Here is a 20565-nt window from a genome sequence, read left to right as displayed (position 1 = left end):
TTTTTTCTTTACTTCTTATATTATACTTGATAAAATAGTATTTGTCTAAAGACCTTTCGTCTATAAGGAGAAGGAATATTGAAAAAAATATCTTTTGAACAAGTTGCAAGAAGACGGACCTTATTGTTTGGGGTTCTTGCCGTCATTTTTGGGATTCTCATTTTTCGAAACGGCGTTGGTTTCACCAAATTTTCCTTGGATCTATTAGCCATTTACTTTTTAGTTGATGGACTAGGAAGCTTTCTTCTTCGCTTTTTGTTACGTAGCAAGTCTATTTCCTATAGCCACTCTATTTGGTTTATTTTTCTTTCACTTGCGTTGATCTGGTTGAATCGACTGAGTAGTCTGCCCGTAAACTTAGTTGTGATTTGTTTAGGGGCATATCAGTTGGGGAGTGCCATTGTCTATGGGATCACATTTTGGCTTTATAAGGCCAATCGGGTAAAAGGAGGCTGGCTCTATTTATGGGATGCGCTTTTAAACGGTGGGCTTGGTCTAGCAACTGTCTTGGAACCTGGTTCAGATGGGCACTTCCAATTTATCCTCTTGGGGGCTTATCTGGTCTTGTTGGGGATTTCTAATATTCGAGATGGTATTTTATTTGACAAAGACCAACAAGGCCAAGAGTTAAAACGTCGCTTTCGTATTAGCCTACCGGTTATCTTTGCAGCCTTTATCCCTGCTAAGGAGTTAAAACGGTTTAACCAGTTTCTTCAAAAAGGGAGCTCGGCGGGACACACAGGCCCTTATCGATTGGTGAAAAAAGAAGAAGAGGCAAGGGAATTAGAAATTTTGGTTCATACTTCTGACAGCAACTTATTTGGAGCGATTGGGCATGTAGATATTTGTTATCAGGGGAAGGTCATTTCTTACGGAAGTTACGATCCCTTTTCAGAGCGTCTATTTGGGACGATTGGGGATGGCGTACTGTTTAAAGTGGATAAGGAACCATACATCGAACTATGTAAAAAAGAGAGTCAAAAGACGCTGTTTGGCTACAGCCTATCCCTTACCGAAGAAGAGAATCAGGCAGTAGAGAAGCGTCTAGCTGAAATTGATCAGTTGTTAGAACCTTGGGATCCACCTAGGAGGTTACTGGAAGACGGTCAGCCGACCTACGCTTACAAATTGAAATATGATTTAGGGGCTGAGCTATATAAATTTACTTCTTCGCGTTTTAAATCTTACTTTGTTCTGTCTACTAATTGCTGCCTGTTAGCAGATTCCATTGTGGGACAGGCAGGAACGGCTGTATTAGATGTGCGTGGAGTGATTGCACCAGGGACCTATCAGGATTACTTAGAATACGAATTTGAAGCTCCAAACGGGCGGGTCCATACACGAACAGTATACTAAAAAAAGAAAGACAGATTTTTATTTTTGAAAAATCTGTCTTTTTTGCACAAGATTTCTTGTAAAAAGCCAGAAAATCTTTTACAATAAAAAGTGCTTGGAGGAAAGTATGACAGCAAATCAGATCGTAAGAGTGATCCCAGTCTTGAAAGTGAATAACCGAAATGTCAATCAACGCTTTTATGAAGAGACATTGGGAATGAAAGTATTAGTGGAAGAAGGAGCTCTCCTATCTTTAGGGGATGCCTCAAAAGTAGAAAAAATCGTCTTAGAAGAGTCACCGAGTATGCGTTCGCGTAAGGTCGAAGGTCCAAAGAAATTGGGTCGCATTGTGGTGAAAGTGGCACAAGCTCAAGAAATTGATTATTTGTTGGCCCGCCAGCCAGAAACAAGCGCCCTTTACCAAGGAGCTAATGGTCGCGCCTTTGAAGTTGTGTCTCCTCAAGGAGATACCATTTTCGTGCATGCTGAAGAAAATCTTGAAAGCCTAGAACCTTTGGAGAAAGCGCCTCTTGTTGACGTGCCAGAAGATTTCAAAGGTTTGACGAGCTTTGATGTGGACTTTCTTGAGGTTAATGTGGCCGATTTTGCTGAGTCTGAGAAGTTCTATAGCAACTTGCCAGCTTTGGCCCACTTTATCCATTTACAGGAAGCCCGAGGAGAAGATCTCCAAGTTGAGAACAAAGTCACTTGGGATTTGGGCATGATCAAGGTCGAATTGGCTCCTTTTGATGTGGAAGTTCTGAAAGAAAGCTTGGGAGAAGCTGTCGATTTTGTGCACCGTAAGGGAACTTTCTTGATTTCCAAGGATCCAAGTCAGATCGAACTCTGGTTTGAAGCCAATCAAGATCAGGTCCATATTTCTTATGAAGAATAAGAATGGAGTGATGAGCGTGAATACAATCATCGAAAAAATTACCGAACAAATCCAAGAAGGCATCTATCCAGGTGCCTCTCTTGCGCTTTACCGCGATGGTCAGTGGAGTGAGCACTATCTAGGACTTGCGGACCCTGAAAAAGGAGAGCCAGTAGTGGCTGACCTGGTCTATGATTTGGCCAGTGTCAGCAAGGTCGTCGGAGTCGCTACCATCTGTGCCTTTCTGTATGCGAAAGGGGAGCTTCCGCTCGATCGCCCCTTTAGAGAGCTTTACCCACGTTTTGCTCATGAGAAGACGACCATTCGGGAACTCTTGACCCATACTTCTGGGCTCGATCCTTTTATCCCCAACCGGGATCAATTGGATGCGAGACAGTTGAAAACAGCCCTTGAAAATTTGCAGTTAAAAAAAGACAAGAGTTTTCATTATACCGACGTCAATTTTCTTCTGCTGGGCTTTTGGTTAGAAGACAGGTTTCACCAGCCCTTGGATCGTTTATTTGAAGAGCTGATTTTTACACCTTGGAAGATGACGGAGACACGGTTTGGACCGGTCGAAAAGGCGGTGCCAACGGTTCGTGGAGTGGCTTCTGGAAGTGTCCATGATCCAAAAGCGAGAGTATTGGGCTGTCATGCGGGAAGTGCTGGACTTTTTTCAACTGTTCCAGATCTAGAGCGCTTCTTAGAGCACTATCTGAAGGATGATTTTGCGCGTGACTTGTCTCAGAATTTTGCGCGTGAAGAGGGCAAGACCCGCGCTATCGGATGGAATCTAGAGGGGGACTGGTTGGATCATACGGGCTATACAGGAACCTTCATCATGTACAATCGAAAGAGGCAGGAAGCTGTGATCTTTTTGTCCAACCGGACCTATGAGAAGGACGAACGGGCCCAATGGATCCTGGACCGTAACTCCTTGATGGACCTGATCAAACAAGAATGTGAAAAATAGAAATGGAAGGCTAGGATGATGGATCCTGGCCTTTTTGCTATCTGTCAGATAGAACTCAACTCCGTCTTAGGTTGGATTTCCTTCAAAAGCATCGCTTTTTTGTCTGATTTATATTAAAATAGTAATGACCTTAATAGAGCGAGATGAATATGAACAAAGAGATAGGCGTCGGAAGGGCGCATAGTAAAATTATCTTAATTGGAGAGCATGCGGTGGTCTATGGTTATCCGGCTATTGCTTTGCCACTCCATCATATCGAAGTGATCTGCCAGATCGTCCCGGCAGACAGTCCATGGATTTTGTTTGAAGATGACACCTTGTCCATGGCGGTTTTTGCGTCTCTTGAGCACCTCGGGATTCGCGAGGCCCGGATTCGCTGTCGCATTCAGTCCATGGTACCGGAAAAACGGGGGATGGGATCGTCTGCGGCGGTGAGTATCGCAGCCATTCGTGCAGTCTTTGACTATTATCAAGAGAAGCTGGATGATGAGACCTTAGAAATCCTGGTCAATCGAGCAGAAACCATTGCCCATATGAATCCAAGTGGGCTCGATGCCAAGACTTGTTTGAGTGATCAAGCCATTAAATTCATCCGGAATGTCGGCTTTTACCCGCTGGAGCTGGGGATAAAAGCGAGCTTGGTGATTGCGGATACGGGGATTCACGGCAATACCCGTGAGGCGATTCAAAAGGTGGAAGCCAAGGGGCAGGAAGTTTTGCCCCATTTCCATGAGATTGGTCAGTTGACTCAGCAGGTGGAAGAGGCTCTGAAAATGAATGATCTAACGAACCTAGGACAGGCTTTGACTACTTGCCATGAGCACTTGAGAGCCGTGGGTGTCAGCTGTGTTGAAGCAGACCACCTGGTTGCCGTTGCCCTTGAGAATGGGGCCTTAGGCGCTAAAATGAGCGGAGGCGGTCTTGGTGGCTGTGTGATTGCCCTCGTCAAGGATTCTCGTGAAGCAGCAACCATTGCTCATGCATTAGAAAAAGAAGGAGCGCACCATACATGGATCGAAAACCTGTAAAGGCTAAGTCCTATGCCAATATCGCGATTATCAAATACTGGGGAAAAGAAGATGCCAAACAGATGGTCCCTTCGACCAGTTCGATTTCGTTGACCTTAGAAAATATGTATACAGAGACCAGTCTCTCTCCCTTGCCAGCAAATGCGACTGCGCATGAATTTTACATCGATGGGGAATTCCAAAATCCAGCTGAGAAAGCCAAAATTGGAGCTGTGATTGATGGCTTGAAGCCAGCAAATGAAGCGGGATTTGTTCGAGTGGATACCAGCAACAACATGCCAACAGCAGCAGGCTTGTCCTCTAGCTCGAGTGGTCTCTCTGCTCTCGTCAAGGCTTGCAATCGGTATTATGATTTGGGCTTGAGTCAGGAGGAATTAGTTCAAAAAGCCAAGTTTGCTTCGGGTTCTTCTTCACGGTCTTTCTTTGGACCCTTAGCAGCCTGGGACAAAGAAAGTGGAGAAATTTATAAGGTTAAAACAGACCTGAAACTGGCTATGATCATGCTGGTTCTCAATGACAAGCAAAAGCCCGTTTCCAGCCGGGAAGGGATGAAACGCTGCATGGAGACTTCGACTAATTTCAAAGAATGGATCGAAGAGTCTAGACAAGATTATAAGGATATGCTGGACTATCTAGCTGGCAATAATTTTGAACATGTCGGTCAGCTGACAGAGCGCAATGCCCTTGCTATGCATGCGACGACTAGAACAGCCACTCCAGCCTTTAGCTACTTGACAGAAGAAAGCCACAAAGCTATGGACTTTGTCCGTGAGCTTCGCGCTGCAGGCCATGCTTGTTACTTTACCATGGATGCAGGGCCGAATGTTAAGGTTCTCTGTTTAGAAGAAGACTTGGATCAGCTGGTGCCTTTATTTGATGCCCGCTATCGGACCATCGTATCTAAAACAAAGGACCCTCAAGATGAAGACTAAGTATCAGGTACAGACTGGAGGTAAGCTCTATCTAGCTGGAGAATACGCGGTGCTAACACCTGGCTATGGGGCAGTGATTCAGTTTATCCCCATTTATCTATCAGCTACCATCCAAGAAGCAACAGCCTACCAGCTAGCCTCAGACCTTTTTGGTTACAAGGTAGATTTGACCCCAAATAAGGACTACGCCTTGATTCAAGAGACTATTCAGCTTATGGAAGAGTGGCTGAAAGATCAGGGGATAGCCCCTAAACCCTTTGATCTTCACCTTAGAGGAACACTGGGCGAAGAGGGGAAAAAGTATGGGATTGGTTCCAGCGGAAGTGTGGTCTTGCTCGTGATCAAGGCCATGGCTGCTCTGTATGAGTTAGACTTAAATCCAGATCTGCTCTTTCGACTAGCAGCAGTGGTCTTGGTGCAAAGAGGGGACAATGGTTCCATGGGCGATTTGGCTTGTATCGCTTACGAGGACTTGATTTATTACCAATCCTTTGATCGGGCTTGGTTGCATGAAGTCTTGACTTCTCAGCCTCTTTCACAAGTTTTAGACCTGGATTGGGACTACCAGATCTGCTCGATCCAGCCAGCCATCTCTTATGATTTTCTGGTTGGTTGGACCAAGGAACCAGCGATTTCAAGTGATTTGATCCGTCAGGTCAAGGGAGCGATCAAGGAAGACTTTCTCAAGGAGAGCCAGAGCGCAGTGAAAAATCTTGAAAAAGGCCTCCGTGAAGGGAACCAAAAGGACATTGAGACCAGTATCAAACGCGCCGATAAGAACCTAAAGTCTTTGAACCCTTTGATCTATACCCCAGCTCTAAAAGAGCTACAAGAATCGACAGAGGGCCTTTTTGCCTGTGCCAAATCCAGTGGTGCTGGAGGAGGCGACTGTGGGATCGCCCTTAGTTTTGATCCAGTTGAGACTCAGACCTTGATAGACCGCTGGAAGAAAAAGAATATTGAAGTCATTTACCAAGAAAGGATGGGAGATTCGTGAGCGAAAATCGAAAAGACCAGCATATTCGTTATGCCTTGGAGCAAAGCTCCTCCTATAATAGCTTTGATGAGATCGAGCTGATTCACCGATCCCTCCCCCTTGTGGATCTAGCGGAGATTGATTTGACAACCCATTTCGCAGGGCGTGATTGGGAGTTTCCTTTTTACATCAATGCCATGACAGGCGGGAGTAAACGAGCCAAAGAGATCAATCAAAAGTTGGCAGCAGTAGCCGAAGCCTGTGGGCTTCTCTTTGTGACTGGCTCTTACAGCGCAGGGCTGAAGGATCCGAACGATCAATCGTATGCGGTCAAAAAAGACCATCCTCATCTTCTTTTAGCGACCAACATTGGCATCGATAAAGAGCCAGATTTGGGCTTGCGAACAGTGGAAGAGCTACACCCTCTCTTTCTTCAAGTCCATGTGAATCTGATGCAAGAGTTGCTCATGCCTGAAGGGGAGCGGAGTTTCCACACTTGGAAAGACCATCTCAAGAGCTATGGGCAGGGCTTTCCAGTACCTGTAGTCCTGAAGGAAGTCGGCTTTGGTATGGATCCCAAAACAGTTCAGGCTGCGCTAGATGCTGGGATCAAAACCGTCGATATTTCTGGTCGTGGTGGAACTAGTTTTGCCTATATTGAGAATCGTCGTGGTGGCAATCGCGCTTATCTGGATGATTGGGGACAATCAACTGCGCAGTGTCTCTTACAGTTACAGGATCAGATGGATCAGGTTGAGGTCCTCGCAAGTGGGGGCATCCGTCATCCTCTTGATATGGTCAAGGCCTTGGCCCTTGGAGCACGTGGCGTAGGACTTTCCCGCGTTTTTCTTGAGATGGTAGAGACTAAGAGTATTGAAGAAGTAATCGCCATTGTCCAAGGCTGGAAAGAAGACCTCAGATTGCTCCTTTGTGCGCTCGGTTGTCAGAACCTGAAAGAGGTCCGTGAAGTCGACTATCTCCTCTATGGAAAGTTATGGCAAGCTCAGCAACAGAAAAAATGAAGAAAAATCATTTTAGAAACTTTCCTTAGGTGAGTACGGACGTCAGCGAACTTCTACGAAGTTCCATGACTTAGTTTTGAACCTAAGGTTTCAAAACTCCCGAGTGCCTGAAACAAAAACGTTTCAGGCACTTTTCTCACGGCGGAAAGTTTTCGTATATTATGATTCATTTTGAAAATTAGAACTCTTTTATAGTTCTTTGAAGAATCACTTAACTTATTTTACTTAAAAATTAGTTCCTATTCGTTTAGGATTGACAAAATAAGCCAATTTTTTCTTTTTTTTGAAAAAGTGTTCTCCTCAAAAATTCTGATAGTTTACGAATCGTTTACGGTTGCTGGAATCGCTTGCAAAATAGGCTTGTAAAAGAGTATACTAAATAAGGAAAAACATTTTTAAAAAGGAGTTTAGGATGAAGAAGCACTATTTTCGATCAGCTGTAGCAGCCTTGCTTCCGCTTTTGTTGATTGCTCAACCTGTTGAGGCTTGTACAGGGTTCATCATCGGGAAGAAACTGACGGCCGACGGTTCGACCTTGGTAGGTCGTACCGAAGATTTAGAGCCCAACCATAATAAAAATTTTGTGGTCAGAGAGCGTGTCTACAATAAAAAAGGAGCCATCTTTGAGGATGCTGCCAACGGTTTTCAATATCCCTTACCTGAGATTAGCTATAAGTATACAGCGGTTCCAGATGTCACCCCTGATCAGGGAATTTTTGACGAAGCAGGATTCAATGAATATGGGGTTTCCATTTCTGCCACTGTATCTGCTTCAGCAAATGACAAGATCCAAAAAGTGGATCCCTATGTCAAGGATGGCCTCGCAGAATCGGGCTTGACTAGTATCGTTCTCCCTAGTGTGAAAACCGCAAGAGAAGGGGTTGAACTCATTGCTAAAATCGTCGAAGAAAAAGGCGCTGCAGAAGGAAATATTGTGACCATTGCCGATAAAGAAGGCGTCTGGTATATGGAAATCCTATCTGGCCATCAATATGCAGCGATTCTCTTCCCAGAGGATAGGTTTGCTGTCTTTCCAAATACCTTCTTCTTAGGGCATGTAGATCTGTCGGATACCGAACGCACGATCGCTTCAAAAGATCTTGAAAAAGTCGCCAAAGAAGCCAATAGCTATAAGGAAGTGGACGGAAAATTCCACGTTTCTCAATCCTATAATCCGCCTTTGCAAGAAGCAGATCGCTCTCGGGTTTGGTCGGGAATCAAATCGCTAGACCCAAGCTCTCCTGTTAAATATGACGATGCGTCCTTTGACCTTCTTCATACAACCGATCGGAAATTAACTCTCCGCGATGCTATGAATCTCCAACGCAATCGTTTGGAAGGAACCAAATATAAACCACAGGATCAAATGGAGCTGGATGGAAAAGGTATTCCGAAAAAAGGGGAGTTTGATGCGGTTTATAAATACCCTATTTCCAATCCAAATGTCATGGAGGCCCATATTTTCCAACTGAAAGACGATGTCCCAGCGAGTGCGGGTGGGGGCACCATGTGGCTGTCGATGGGTAGTCCACGAAATGCTCCATATCTACCCTACTATGGCAATATTCTCAACACCTATCAAGCCTACCAAGAATTAGGGGATCATTACAATGATCGCTCTTGGTATTGGACCATTTCAAGAATCAATGACCTTGTGGCCAAGTATCCAGATTTATTCGAAGATGGGGCGATTCGTACTGAAATGGAACGGTTGGAGTCTCAGTGGATGGTCGAACAAGATCTGAGTGATAAGGAACAAATTGCCCTTGCTTCTCAGCCTGAAGAAGCTAGTGAGAAGGCAACAGAGGAAAGCTTGGCAAGAGCTGAGAAAACCTTCGAACGCTTGCAAGAAATCAGAAAAGAAGCAGAACAAAAGGTAGCAGATGAACACGGAAAAAGTGCCCTGCAGGATCTAGATGACGAAGAAGATGCTGCTTATGAAGAGAAGATTGATCTCGTTGATTTTGACTATGATTACATTCTAGCAGCAGGCTTGTTCGGGGCAACCCTTCTAGCGATTGTGATCTACCTGATTCGCTCAAAGAAACAAAAGGGAGGAAAACAAGATGACTAAAATTCAAAGAGCCTCAATCTATCTTTTTCTACTGTTTGCAGGAATTGGCTTGGAGTTTGAACTCGGTCATCTTTCTCAACAAGAATTTAGCCAGTCTGCCGGCAGAGATTTGGTCTTAAACTTGTCGGTCTTAGCTGCTATTATTATCCCACTCTATCTCTTTTCAAAACGATTGACCAAGCAGTTGTCTGTACCGACCTACATCCTATGGATTGCCATGTTTGGAGGAGCCTTCGTAGCAGGCTGGTTGAGCTTTTCAGGCAATAGCTTGATTGATATTATGAATAGCCATGTGATCAAGGATGCCACTGTCTTTAACAAGTGGACCGATGCTTTGACGGCCCCGTTTTCAGAGGAATTCTTTAAGGCTCTGGTTGCCTTTTGGGTTGTCTTGATGGTTGGCAAGAAAGATCTAAAAGCGATTCTAATTGCAGGTTTGGGCTCTGGCTTTGGTTTTCAAATCATTGAGGATTTAGGGTACGTTGCCCGCCAAACAAAATCCAGCCAATTAGCTGCCGTTACTGAGGCCATTAACCGGATTTCTGGTGGATTAGCTTCACATGCCCTCTATACAGCTGTTGTATCTGTTGGTATCTTCCTCTTGTTGTCTCAAGTAACCCAGCAAAAGGAAAAACTCTTTGGGCTTTGGTGTGTTCTCTCGACAGTAGCCAATCACTTCTTATGGAACTCTCCGTTTTATGAAACAGACCATCGGATTAATCTTCTCGTCGGACTGCTCTTTGCCGTCCAAGTAGGGACTTTTATCGAAGTGGTGCTCTATACCAAGAAACATCCCGAGTTGCCATTTTTAAAACAATAAGAAAATCTTTTCAAACACAAAAGAACTAAGACGTCGGTCTTAGTTCTTTATTTTCTCAATTCTTGTAAGAGTGTTTGTGCCTTTTCTAAGTTAAAGGGTTTGTTTTCAAGGAGTTGGTTAACCAATCGGGGAACTTCCTCTTCCTTTGCTCCTGCTAGAAGGGCTAGGGAGCGTGCTTGGAGTTTCATATGTCCTGCTTGAATTCCTGTGGTGACTAGGGCTTTGAGGGCCGCGAAATTCTGCGCTAAACCGAGCGAAGCAATGATACCTGCTAATTCAATAGCAGAAGGCTCTCCTAGCAAACGGTGGCTGACTTGAACCGTTGGGTTGAGGCCAATCGAGCCTCCTTTTGTCGCAACCGGCATTGGTAGGGTGATCTCTCCATAGAGTTTTTTCTCTTCCGGCTGACTTGTCCAGTGACTCAAACCCTTGTAAGAACCACTTTGTGCAGCATAGGCATGGGCTCCTGCTTCGATGGCCCGCCAGTCATTACCTGTCGCAAGGACCAGGGCATCAATCCCGTTAAAAATTCCCTTGTTATGAGTGGCTGCACGGTAAGGATCCACTTGAGCCAGTTGGCTAGCTAGCTCCATCCGGTGAGCAATCTCAATGGCTTCCTCAGGATTTCGACTCAGTGCTTTAAAATCGATAGTGCACCGTGCACTCACCAAAGAGCGCGTGGCCAAGTTGGATAAAATCGCCATTAAGGCCTGACCACTAGAGAGTTCTTGGATGCGATCGGTCAGCGCTTCCAGCATGGTGTTGAGCATATTGGCCCCCATGGCCTCTTTAGGATCGACAGCCAAGTAGACAATGAGAAAGTCCCCCTTGTTTTCGACCCAAAGATCCCTTGCTCCGCCTCCACGCTTGACGATAGAAGGATAGGCTTCATTAGCTAGCTGAAGAAGAGTTTCCTTGTCTTCTAGGATGCGCTTGCTAGCCATTTCCACATCCTTAACATCTGTCAGAGCAATCTCACCGATCATTTGGCGTTGGTGCACTTGGGTGGTGAAACCGCCCGAACGTTGGATGAGTTTGGCTGCAAAGCTGGCTGCAGCAACTACGGAAGGCTCTTCTGTGACCATAGGAAGGACATAGTCACGACCATTGATCAGAAAATAAGGAGCGAGGCTAAAAGGCAGATCAAAGGTCGACAAGACATTTTCCGTCAGTTGATCTGCAATAGAGAGGGGGAGTCCCTTTTGTTCTTTTAAGATCTGTGCTTCATCCCAAGTTAAGAGGCCTTCCTTCAGTAAGGCCTCTATGCGTTCAGTGGGCGAAAGTTTTGCAAAACCTGGTAATCGTGCCATTATTTTTCTACTTTCTGGTAAGTGCGTTGGTGTTCCTTGATCTCTGTCAAAGCATAAGTTTGAAGCGTAGCAGGCTCAAACACTTGATTGCCACTAGGATCTAGATCTACTTCCTCATAAAATAGTCGTTCGTAGTCAGAAACACTAAGAACCGTACGTTGGTCCAGTCTTTCCATGCGTTTGTGATCTAAGAGTTGCTCAAAACCAGGAACGAGATTGGCGCTAAAGATCTCAGAAACCGCTCCACTTCCATAGCTAAAGAGGGCGATTCGGTCCCCGGCTTTGAGTTGGGGACGATTTTCCAGTAGTGATAGCAAGCCTAGGAAAAGAGATCCAGTGTAGATATTTCCCACGCGTTGGCTGTATAGAATCGATTGATCAAAGTTGTATTGTAATTGATCTTTTTTCTCTTCTGATACTGACTTATCCAAGATTTTTTTCAAGCCCTTGAGAGCTAATTTTGGATAAGGTAAATGGAAGCAGACGGACGCAAAGTCTGTCAAGGTAAGGCCAGTCCGTTTCTGGTATTCCGCCCAGGTTGTTTTCAGAGAATCTAGATATTGTTGCGTTGAATAAATCCCATTCACGAAGGGAGTTGTCGCATAATTTGGACGCCAAAAATCCATGACATCGCGTGTTTGGGCAACATTATCATCGTTAAAAGATAGAATACGAGGATTTTGGCTGATCAGCATAGCAACCGCTCCAGCCCCCTGTGTTGGTTCTCCAGGAGTTCCAATTCCGTATTTAGCAATGTCACTGGCAATGACCAAAACCTTACTCTGTGGAAATTTTTCAACATGGAGTTTAGCATAATCCAAGGCAGCAGTCGCAGCATAGCAGGCTTCTTTCATTTCAAAAGAGCGAGCGAAAGGCTGGATGTCTAGTAAGCCATGGACAAACACAGCAGCAGCCTTACTCTGGTCAATTCCAGATTCTGTCGCAAGAATCACCATGTCGATCGCTTCTTTATCTTCATCTGTTAAAATATCATCTGCTGCAGTCGCAGCCAATGTGACGATGTCTTCTGTGATCGGTGCCACGCTTTGTTCTTTTAAGAGAAGACCCTTGCTCAGTTTTTCGGGATCGGTATCACGAGCAGTAGCCAAATCTTCTAAACGCAAGACATAAGGGCTCGTCGCAAAACCAATCTTATCAATCCCAATTGTCATTCTTAACCTCTTTTTTATTTGATATCCACTAGTATATTTCGTTACTATTTTACCATATTTAAGGGTAAAACTCCCTTGAAAAAACTAGATCAGCAAGGAAATCATTCTCGGGACCGATTTTGCAATGTTTCATAGAAAAAATAGAAAATCTATAAAAAAAGCCATCCTTAGATGACTTTTCAACTCTTATCCTTGCTTATCTTTTTTAGGATTGCTCATGATTCGTATGAAGAGTTCTTTGCATTTGTCTCTTAGAACATTTTCGTAGAAGACGATTAAAGCGATGTACACAATCAGAAAGTTCAAGGTCAGATAGAACAAGTCAAATGAATTGCGGGCATAATCAGTTGCTAATAGATAGGAGGAGAGGGTTCCTAGGATCATCCAAGGAAGATACTTGATATACTTGCTTATCATCATACAGCACCTCGCATACTTTAAAGGATTTGTTTTTTCACTATCATTGTATCCCTTTTAAGTAAAAATGCAAGCGATAACACTTAGAGAAATTGAAAAACGAATATTATTTTGCATTAGTTTGAATGGAGAAAAACTATTTTAAGATAAGTGAAGCGATTACTTTAGTAACCAAAAAATTTTTTGAGCTAATCATTGTCAATTATGTACTTTATTTAAGCAAACAAATAACAAAAACTAAATGCAAAATCATCGATTAATCAATTCCTCAATTTCCTTTACCCCTTCAAACTCTCCAACACTTTCGAAAAGTTCTATAGCTCGTTTGAAATGTCTATTGGATAATTCCGTATCTTCCAAGGCTAAATAGATTTCACCTAACCCTCTATAGCTACAAGCTTGAGAAATCACATCATCAGTCTCTAAAGATTGTTCCAGTGACAGATTCATGAATGTAAGAGCTTCATTAAGATTGTTTAATTTCAATCTCAAATAGCCTTGTTCGTAGTTATTCACAGCTTTCTTTAGATTATCATTGGGGAAATGCTCTTCAATTATCTCCTCTTCATTTTCAATGAGCTTTAAAGCCTTATGAAAATCACCCTGATCTCTGTAGATCATTGCTAATTGATGTAATCCAATGTGTTCATGTTCTTTATCTTCATTTTGTTGAGCTAATAAAATGTATTTCTCAAAGATATGGGTACACGAGGCATAGTCTTTTTCTGCCAATAATAAATACCCCATCAGATTTAAAAGGCTAAAATCTGTACAGGTATCAATGGAAAAATCTTGTTCAACCAACTTTTTAGCTTCTGATGTTTTTCCCTCCAGAAACAAGTCCCAAGCCACATCAATTTTAGAAACCATCTATTTTCCCCCTTACCTATAAACAACCTTCATAAAATAAAATCACTCAATAAGAATATGCTAAATCCTATCTTTATAAATTTAATCCACTATGCTAAAGTATAGCAAAAAGCCCAAATAACTACTATTTGGGCAAAATGTTACTTAGTTTCTTTTTAAACGAGCAATGAGTAACTTAATAAGATAAGCTAGAACTACAAGTGCTACTACGCGTGATAATAGATAGAAAATAGAATAAACAAAATAGATTTGCATATCTGACACCTCCCAAATAAAAGAGATTAACCATCTTGTCCTCAATATTATTGTACTCCCGTTCAAAAGCGGTGTCAAGAGTTGTGACAAATAGTATCAACATCTAGAATGAAGTTAAAGCCTATAAAAAGCAAAATAAATCAATCTGTTCCATTTTGAAATCCTTTAACGATTGTAAAATCCTTTAACGATTGTAAAATATATCCTATTTTAGAAGAGGTACGTAAGAAGTTATCAATTTAGATAATGTCAAAGCAAGAGAGAAATATAATTAGTAAACATAAAGACAATATTTTTTACATTTTTTATTATACTTTTATTAGTATAATTGGTAAAATCTTAATTAATAAAAATTATGGTCTATCTACTATCCCAATTACCTTACAACACAGGTTGATTGAATAGGATTAGATAACCGAAGTAATGTTGAAACGAATGGAGGGGGCTAATATTAAGAATTTAATAAGTGATCAAATGTCTAATAGACAAATCATCAAAGACTTTATTAGTAGTTTTATTAGTTCTTTAAGTGGAAAAGCTTTTAATTTTGCTTTAGGATTAATGTTACTGGACCAAACAAAATCGGCAATGAGTTTTGGAATCAATATGATCATCTATCCTTTAGTTAGTTTGATTTTCTTGGTTCCAATCGGTAATTTAGTAGACCGATACCGTCATAAAAAGATCTTAATTTATAATTTTATTTTTAGAATTATTATCTTTCTTCTGTTTTATGCATTTTATTTTTTAACGAATTCATCTACTATCTTATATTTAGTAATTCCGTTTGTCATACTTCACTCTGTCACAGTTAACATCAATGATACTTGTTATTCAGCCTCTATCCACGAGTTAGTAAATGATACAAAAATTCAACGATTAAGCTCTGTTACACAAACCGCCATTGCTATCGCAACCATGCTTTCCCCAGCTATTGGAGTCATTCTTTATAATTGGTTAGGCTTCTCAGGCTTTATTCTTATAGAAATCATTGCAAATATCCTTTCTTTAGGTGTCTTACTTACCATGAAATTCTTCTATGAACACGAAGAGCAAGAAGCTAAGATTAAACAGAATGAAAAGCATCAACACGGGGTCAAAGAAATTATCCAATTCTTAAAAGAAAATCAGATTGTCAAATATATTATTCTTGTTAGTGTTGTACTGAATTTTTTCTATACTTCCATTAGCATTGGAGTGCCATTTGTAGTCAAAGAGCAACTCTTATTAGATAATGCAACAGTAGGTATCCTAGAAACAATGTCTGCAGTTGGAATGTTATTAGCCAGTGTGTCTATGTCACTATTGCCAGACAAAAAAGAAAATAATACACTCCTCTCTAATAGAATTCGCATTCCACTTTTTCTTCTAACCATCGCAATCGTTGGTTTGGGTATTACATTTGCAACTACTAACACCCAAGTGATTATTTCTTCCGTTGGCGGTTTATTTATGGGAATTATCGCATTCACTCTTGTTATTCTAAATATTGTCGTCATGACCTATCTTCAAAGTAGCATTGAAACAAATTATTTAGGAAGAGTAATGAGTACTTTGTTCACACTAAATACGTCTATCATGCCGATAGGTACCATTGTATTTACTTATCTATTTCAAAAGGACATAAACGGAGGTCTTATATTCATATTTGGAGGTGTTTCTCTCCTGATCTATACCGTGATAATGTTACCTCGAATCTATAGAATACTCCAAAAAGAACACATTTATTGACATTGAAACAAAAGCAGTACTAAAACGTAAAACGAAAAAGACAAGGATAAAACACCTTGTCTTTTTTCAAAATATAAATGGACTGATTTATTTTGGATTCTATTTGTGATTTTGACATGCATCTATATAGGAAACCGTGATTTGCTTCCTCTTAATCATCAAGAATTTTCTCTTCGTGGTAGTTTCTGGGGATTTGTACTTGCATTATATCACTTACTATTCATTGATAAATTTGTTATCTCTAATCGGAAGTAAAACGATACTAGGTAAAAACTCAATTTCAGGAGAAAATAAAGTAAATCTCCCCACAATAAAACGCATAGTATCAAGGTTCTTCAAAACCTAATATTATGCGTTTTTTGATCCTAAAGACTTTTCCCTATTCTTGTTTATTTTGTTGTTGATTATCTTTATTTGAAGGCTATCGTTCATATCTGAGGCACTGTGACACTATAAACTAGGTCAGTCTCATAGAAGAAGACGAAAAGCCAACCGATAAAAGCGTTAAGACACGCCAACGATTTTTATCACTTTATCCATTTACTACCCCCTTTCACTATTTAATAGTTAATTTAGACGATGCAAAAATGTGAAAAAAGACAAATGTTTATCTTTCTAAACGGATTAAGTTTTCCCACTTTTAATTGCTTTAATAGTGTTGGAAGCTTTTTTTAATACTTCGTCATGATTGGATAAGCAACAGCCAGCTGCAGCTTATTGGAGCTCTCACGATGAAACATTATTGTTAGAAACTAAAAAAGCTGGTGGCAACGGTTGTTTTCTAAAAAATAGCCGTCAATTAGTAGAACATATTGAAATGTTGTTTTGTAAAACTTAAAAGAAGAAAGATTTGATGCCCCCCAATATCATCATGTTTCAACGTAACTTTAATTTTCTTTGAATAATTTCCTAAAACCAATCTGACTTTTTCGGTACAAGCCATTTGTCAAATCTTTTGTTAAACATTTACATTCTTTTTTACACTATCAATGGTTATTGGAATTAGCAAACAAAAAACGGCAATCAGCATTCACTAAATTACCGTTTTTTATTTAAATTCTATTACTATTAACTACCTAAAAATATTAGGTAAATTACTATTAATTACCCTGAGGCCATCGTTTATATATTGACCCAAAACGTCAAATCCGTTATAAATTCCGTTATAAATAAAGAGTCCTAAAATTATAGATGAAATAATAATACTTGCACAAATAAAATATGTACGATTTTTTTCATTCATAATATCGATTATCTCCTAAGTTAGTATAGACTAATAGTTCCGTTTTGATTAAATGGGACTCTATAATAAGTTTTGCCTCCAACAATACCTCCAAAATTAAAACCAGCTCCTAACAACTCTGCTTTAATTTGACCTGAAGCATTACTATTTACAGCTTAAGAATTGATAATTATAGTTTGCACATTGGAATCATCCACTTTCTTATATAAATATTAATTAGTTACGGTAATTTTTTATTCTAAAAATTTTATCTTTAGTAACAACTTTTTCTTATTTTATTATACTTTAATTTGAATGAAATTCCATTTTTTATATGTGAAAGTAGTTCCAGTTTTCTTATCTCATTTACTTTTAATTTCTTGAATATGTTAGTAGGTGTTTCTTTCTTTTATGCAGGTTGGTTAAAATAGCTTCATCTGTTTTTTATACGTTTTTCAGAAATTGTATAAATTTCGTTATCACTTCTCTTACCAATAGCAATGACTTCAATAATTTCAATTGCATTGACAGTTTCATGAAAAACAATTCTCAGGCCCAATTTTTTGTGTTTTAACTTCCTGTAACCTGCTAAATTACCGTGAAGAGCCTCTCCGGCAAGCATCCCTTGATTTTCTAACTTGATAAGTGACTTTTTAACATGAAGACGTTGACTATTATCTAATTTATAAAAATCATCTTGCGCTTCAGGAATCAATTCAACTTTATAACTCAATCCCAACCGTCCTCTACATTTTCCAAACCTTCACGCCAATTTGAACCAAGAAATTCATCGACAGTTAAATTTTTTCGTGCTTCAAGTTCAAATGGAATTTTACGATCACGTCTGATTTTATTGAAATATAAATTAATTGCTGTAGTATAGTCAAGCCCAATCTCCTTCAAGACCTCACCAACTTCCTGTTTTAATTCAGAGTCAATACTTAGATTCAATCTTGCTTTTGTAGTTGTAATAGCCATTTAAATCACCTCATCTTTTTGTGTACATTATACACAAAAAAACAGATTTTTTCAAACTATTTTTTCTCATTGAGAATTTTTTTGTATAAATTATCAAAAATTAATGTTGAAATAATTATTTTGGAACATTTTAAATTGAAATGATTAAGATATTTCATCAGAAACACCAACAGCCCCAACCGTTGGGGCTGTTTTTTTGCTTATTGTTCCACTTTCTGAAAAAGATATGTTTTTCGGAAACATATAATTATAAACTTTATAAACTTATATGTTCATAAAATTGAAGTTTATTTGTACCAAGTTGTATTTCAAATCACTTTTATTCGAAGAAAGATTTTAATAAAACCCCTCAATTTCAAGCTTCTATTGCTATTTTCTTCTACACTAAAATGAAGGATTTCATGCAGGGGGCATCTAAATCAACAGGAAAAAGCCTTGAAATCAAAGCTTTTTTGTTTGTCTATAGCATATCTCTTTTTTGTATATATTAACAATTAATAATTAATAATTGAGAAACAAATCCGATTCCTTCATACTCCCCAAACACCATCCCCCTATTCTCCCCCCACTTGTGGTATGATGGTAGAGTATGTTTAGGTGCCAAGCTACTTGAGCACCTCCGTGCTAAAATGAGAACGAATATGAAAATCGCATGGAATGAAATGAAATACCAACCCAAGAAGTTTATCCTGATTGAACTCCTCATTACCATTCTCATGTTTATGGTGGTATTCTTGTCCGGGCTGACAAATGGACTGGGCCGGTCGGTATCGGCCCAAATCGATAACTATGGGGCCCTGCACTACATCCTTTCGACAGATTCAGAAGGGATTATTCCCTTTTCAACTATTACGGCGAAAGACGTAGATGAGGTCCAAAAGATAGAGGGGATGGACTATTCTGGCTTGTCCATCCAGCGGGCAACCGTCTCAAAATCAGAGGATTCCAACACTCTGGATATCACCTACTTCGCGACCGATCACAATGAAGAGGAAATCCTCAATCCAATCATAGACGATGCAGACCTCAAGATCTCCGACTTAAAGAAAAACGAGGTCATTTTGGACAGTTCTTTCAAAGAGGATGAGGGGATCCAAGTCGGCGATCACGTGATCGACAAAACTTCTAAGCAAAAACTCAAGGTCGTGGCCTTCGCGAAAAATGCTAAATACGGTTATAGCGAGATTGGCTTTATCAGCTCGGATACCTACACAGGCATGCGGCAAAAAACAGATCCAAGCTATCAATGGCAAGCCCAAACCCTTGTGACCAAGAAAAGCATCACTTCTAGCGATCTAGCCAGCAACTTGATGGTGGCGGATAAGAAGCAGGTGATCGATAAAATCCCTGGCTACAAGGCTCAAAACCTGACGCTACGGATGATCACTTGGGTGCTCTTACTCGCTTCTTCTGCTATCCTTGGGGTCTTCTTCTATATCCTGACCCTGCAAAAGTTGAAACAGTTTGGTGTCCTAAAGGCCATTGGCATGTCCATGAGCCAGATTACCTATGTCCAACTATCCCAGCTCACCATCATCTCCCTCATCGGAGTACTGCTGGGGCTTGGTTTGGCAACTATGATGGCGCCATTTTTACCCAATAGCGTCCCTTCCTTTATGACCCTGAAAGACAATCTCATCATCTCGGTTAGCTTTATCCTGACCTCTATTTTGTGTGGTGCCTTGTCCCTTGTCAAAATCAAAAAAGTAGATCCAATCGAAGTCATTGGTGGAAATGGAGAATAAGATGGCCATTATCGCATTAGAAAATATCAGAAAATCCTACGCCGATGGCAGCCAGATGCACCATGTCCTCAACCAGCTAGAGTTAAGCGTCGAACCCAATGAATTTGTCGCCATCTTGGGCCCTTCAGGATCTGGTAAGTCCACGCTTTTAGCCATCGCTGGCTTGCTTTTATCAGCGGATGAGGGGCGGATTCGCATCGCAGGCCAAGACTTGACTGGACTCAACCAAGGCCAGTGGACGCAAAAACGGCTGGAATTGCTCGGCTTTATCTTTCAGGATCACCAGCTCCTCTCCTATATGAAAATCGGTGACCAGTTAGAACTGGTGGCCAAATTAAAAGGGGAAAAGGACAAGAAAAAACGCCAAGAGGAAGTCAAGGCTTTGTTGGCAGATCTTGGCATCGAAGCTTGTTACCACCAATACCCGAATCAGATGTCGGGTGGACAAAAACAACGGGCAGCCATCGCTCGCGCCTTCATCGGAAATCCACAGGTCATCTTAGCCGATGAACCAACCGCTAGCCTAGACCCAGATCGAGGGCAAGAAATCGCCCAATTGATCCAAAAAGAAGTCAAATCCAAAAACAAGAGCGCCATCATGGTCACCCATGACCGCTCCATCCTGACCTATGTGGATACCATTTATGAATTAAAACACGGCCAATTGCATAAGGTAGAAAAGGTTGATTAAATACAAGAGAGTGGGACAGAAATCGGTAATTCGTTAGAATTCGATTTCGTCGTCCCACCTCCGCACAGTTGAGTAGGGCTGTAAAAGCTGATGAAATCAGCGTAGTAGAGCCCACTCAACCACTGCGTCTTGCTAAACAA

The 20565-nt window shown here is 40.9% G+C and carries 18 protein-coding genes; 12 read left to right on the top strand and 6 right to left on the bottom strand.

Annotated features, from left to right (window positions below):
- Positions 1–78: 78 nt before the first annotated feature.
- The 9 genes from I2E70_RS03855 to I2E70_RS03815 all read left to right on the top strand — a co-directional run bounded on the left by I2E70_RS03855 (position 79) and on the right by I2E70_RS03815 (position 10034).
- The gene (locus I2E70_RS03855) at positions 79–1356 is read left to right on the top strand and encodes an HdeD family acid-resistance protein (RefSeq protein ID WP_023919173.1); all 1278 of its coding nucleotides are present in this window, start codon (positions 79–81) and stop codon (positions 1354–1356) included.
- 106 nt (positions 1357–1462) lie between these two features.
- On the top strand, positions 1463–2230 hold the full coding sequence (locus I2E70_RS03850; RefSeq protein ID WP_049507521.1) for a CppA N-terminal domain-containing protein: 768 nt from the start codon (positions 1463–1465) through the stop codon (positions 2228–2230).
- A gap of 10 nt (positions 2231–2240) precedes the next feature.
- The gene (locus tag I2E70_RS03845; RefSeq protein ID WP_195423525.1) at positions 2241–3182 is read left to right on the top strand and encodes a serine hydrolase domain-containing protein; all 942 of its coding nucleotides are present in this window, start codon (positions 2241–2243) and stop codon (positions 3180–3182) included.
- Positions 3183–3331: 149 nt separating this feature from the next.
- On the top strand, positions 3332–4210 hold the full coding sequence (gene mvk / locus I2E70_RS03840) for a mevalonate kinase (RefSeq protein WP_195423523.1): 879 nt from the start codon (positions 3332–3334) through the stop codon (positions 4208–4210).
- A complete protein-coding gene (gene mvaD / locus I2E70_RS03835) occupies positions 4192–5142 on the top strand; it encodes a diphosphomevalonate decarboxylase (RefSeq protein WP_195423521.1) in 951 nt (316 codons plus the stop codon). Before mvk ends, mvaD begins: the two co-directional genes overlap by 19 nt.
- Positions 5132–6139, top strand: coding sequence for a phosphomevalonate kinase (locus tag I2E70_RS03830; RefSeq protein ID WP_049507528.1), 1008 nt, complete (start codon positions 5132–5134; stop codon positions 6137–6139). The genes mvaD and I2E70_RS03830 overlap by 11 nt, the downstream gene beginning before the upstream one ends.
- Positions 6136–7140 carry a type 2 isopentenyl-diphosphate Delta-isomerase gene (fni, locus tag I2E70_RS03825; RefSeq protein WP_195423519.1) on the top strand — a complete coding sequence of 335 codons (1005 nt, stop codon included), beginning with the start codon at positions 6136–6138 and terminating at the stop codon, positions 7138–7140. Before I2E70_RS03830 ends, fni begins: the two co-directional genes overlap by 4 nt.
- 412 nt (positions 7141–7552) lie before the next feature.
- On the top strand, positions 7553–9214 hold the full coding sequence (locus I2E70_RS03820; RefSeq protein WP_031576305.1) for a C69 family dipeptidase: 1662 nt from the start codon (positions 7553–7555) through the stop codon (positions 9212–9214).
- On the top strand, positions 9207–10034 hold the full coding sequence (locus I2E70_RS03815; protein ID WP_101770618.1) for a PrsW family glutamic-type intramembrane protease: 828 nt from the start codon (positions 9207–9209) through the stop codon (positions 10032–10034). The genes I2E70_RS03820 and I2E70_RS03815 overlap by 8 nt, the downstream gene beginning before the upstream one ends.
- A gap of 47 nt (positions 10035–10081) precedes the next feature.
- Here I2E70_RS03815 and I2E70_RS03810 read toward each other — a convergent pair whose 3' ends face one another.
- The 4 genes from I2E70_RS03810 to I2E70_RS03795 form a co-directional block, all read right to left on the bottom strand.
- Positions 10082–11344, bottom strand: a complete 1263-nt coding sequence (locus I2E70_RS03810) for a hydroxymethylglutaryl-CoA reductase, degradative (RefSeq protein ID WP_049490609.1) — start codon at positions 11342–11344, stop codon at positions 10082–10084.
- Positions 11344–12516, bottom strand: a complete 1173-nt coding sequence (locus I2E70_RS03805; RefSeq protein ID WP_195423517.1) for a hydroxymethylglutaryl-CoA synthase — start codon at positions 12514–12516, stop codon at positions 11344–11346. Before I2E70_RS03805 ends, I2E70_RS03810 begins: the two co-directional genes overlap by 1 nt.
- 186 nt (positions 12517–12702) lie before the next feature.
- A complete protein-coding gene (locus I2E70_RS03800; protein WP_195423584.1) occupies positions 12703–12933 on the bottom strand; it encodes a hypothetical protein in 231 nt (76 codons plus the stop codon).
- Between the two features lie 249 nt (positions 12934–13182).
- Positions 13183–13803: a tetratricopeptide repeat protein gene (locus tag I2E70_RS03795; protein WP_195423515.1), complete on the bottom strand. Its 621-nt coding sequence runs from the start codon at positions 13801–13803 to the stop codon at positions 13183–13185.
- A 729-nt stretch (positions 13804–14532) separates the two neighbouring features.
- On the opposite strand from I2E70_RS03795, the gene I2E70_RS03790 reads away from it, so the two are divergent.
- Positions 14533–15789, top strand: coding sequence for an MFS transporter (locus I2E70_RS03790; protein WP_229060256.1), 1257 nt, complete (start codon positions 14533–14535; stop codon positions 15787–15789).
- Positions 15790–17444: 1655 nt separating this feature from the next.
- Here I2E70_RS03790 and I2E70_RS03785 read toward each other — a convergent pair.
- Positions 17445–17744, bottom strand: a complete 300-nt coding sequence (locus I2E70_RS03785) for a type II toxin-antitoxin system RelE family toxin (protein ID WP_003007839.1) — start codon at positions 17742–17744, stop codon at positions 17445–17447.
- Positions 17741–17989 (bottom strand): type II toxin-antitoxin system RelB/DinJ family antitoxin, encoded by a 249-nt coding sequence (locus I2E70_RS03780; RefSeq protein WP_003007840.1) that lies wholly within the window; start codon positions 17987–17989, stop codon positions 17741–17743. The genes I2E70_RS03785 and I2E70_RS03780 overlap by 4 nt, the downstream gene beginning before the upstream one ends.
- 641 nt (positions 17990–18630) lie before the next feature.
- On the opposite strand from I2E70_RS03780, the gene I2E70_RS03775 reads away from it, so the two are divergent.
- Complete coding sequence (locus I2E70_RS03775) at positions 18631–19734, top strand: ABC transporter permease (RefSeq protein ID WP_195423513.1); 1104 nt, start codon at positions 18631–18633, stop codon at positions 19732–19734.
- Position 19735: 1 nt separating this feature from the next.
- Positions 19736–20425 carry an ABC transporter ATP-binding protein gene (locus tag I2E70_RS03770; RefSeq protein ID WP_070466191.1) on the top strand — a complete coding sequence of 230 codons (690 nt, stop codon included), beginning with the start codon at positions 19736–19738 and terminating at the stop codon, positions 20423–20425.
- Positions 20426–20565: the final 140 nt, after the last annotated feature.

This window comes from Streptococcus parasanguinis (assembly GCF_015556095.1).
GTDB classification, from domain to species: Bacteria; Bacillota; Bacilli; order Lactobacillales; family Streptococcaceae; genus Streptococcus; species Streptococcus parasanguinis_Q.
The sequence above is the reverse complement of the archived record's forward strand: the minus strand, read 5'-3'. Positions and strand labels throughout refer to the sequence as shown.

What these genes read in the sequence shown, in the direction of transcription:
- I2E70_RS03850 (WP_049507521.1), top strand. Translation starts at nt 1,463, where the DNA reads ATGACAGCAAATCAGATCGTAAGAGTGATCCCAGTCTTGAAAGTGAAT.
- I2E70_RS03845 (WP_195423525.1), top strand. Translation starts at nt 2,241, where the DNA reads ATGAGCGTGAATACAATCATCGAAAAAATTACCGAACAAATCCAAGAA.
- mvk (WP_195423523.1), top strand. Translation starts at nt 3,332, where the DNA reads ATGAACAAAGAGATAGGCGTCGGAAGGGCGCATAGTAAAATTATCTTA.
- mvaD (WP_195423521.1), top strand. Translation starts at nt 4,192, where the DNA reads ATGGATCGAAAACCTGTAAAGGCTAAGTCCTATGCCAATATCGCGATT.
- I2E70_RS03830 (WP_049507528.1), top strand. Translation starts at nt 5,132, where the DNA reads ATGAAGACTAAGTATCAGGTACAGACTGGAGGTAAGCTCTATCTAGCT.
- I2E70_RS03820 (WP_031576305.1), top strand. Translation starts at nt 7,553, where the DNA reads ATGAAGAAGCACTATTTTCGATCAGCTGTAGCAGCCTTGCTTCCGCTT.
- I2E70_RS03815 (WP_101770618.1), top strand. Translation starts at nt 9,207, where the DNA reads ATGACTAAAATTCAAAGAGCCTCAATCTATCTTTTTCTACTGTTTGCA.
- I2E70_RS03810 (WP_049490609.1), bottom strand. Translation starts at nt 11,344, where the DNA reads ATGGCACGATTACCAGGTTTTGCAAAACTTTCGCCCACTGAACGCATA.
- I2E70_RS03805 (WP_195423517.1), bottom strand. Translation starts at nt 12,516, where the DNA reads ATGACAATTGGGATTGATAAGATTGGTTTTGCGACGAGCCCTTATGTC.
- I2E70_RS03800 (WP_195423584.1), bottom strand. Translation starts at nt 12,933, where the DNA reads ATGATAAGCAAGTATATCAAGTATCTTCCTTGGATGATCCTAGGAACC.
- I2E70_RS03795 (WP_195423515.1), bottom strand. Translation starts at nt 13,803, where the DNA reads ATGGTTTCTAAAATTGATGTGGCTTGGGACTTGTTTCTGGAGGGAAAA.
- I2E70_RS03790 (WP_229060256.1), top strand. Translation starts at nt 14,533, where the DNA reads ATGTCTAATAGACAAATCATCAAAGACTTTATTAGTAGTTTTATTAGT.
- I2E70_RS03780 (WP_003007840.1), bottom strand. Translation starts at nt 17,989, where the DNA reads ATGGCTATTACAACTACAAAAGCAAGATTGAATCTAAGTATTGACTCT.
- I2E70_RS03775 (WP_195423513.1), top strand. Translation starts at nt 18,631, where the DNA reads ATGAAAATCGCATGGAATGAAATGAAATACCAACCCAAGAAGTTTATC.
- I2E70_RS03770 (WP_070466191.1), top strand. Translation starts at nt 19,736, where the DNA reads ATGGCCATTATCGCATTAGAAAATATCAGAAAATCCTACGCCGATGGC.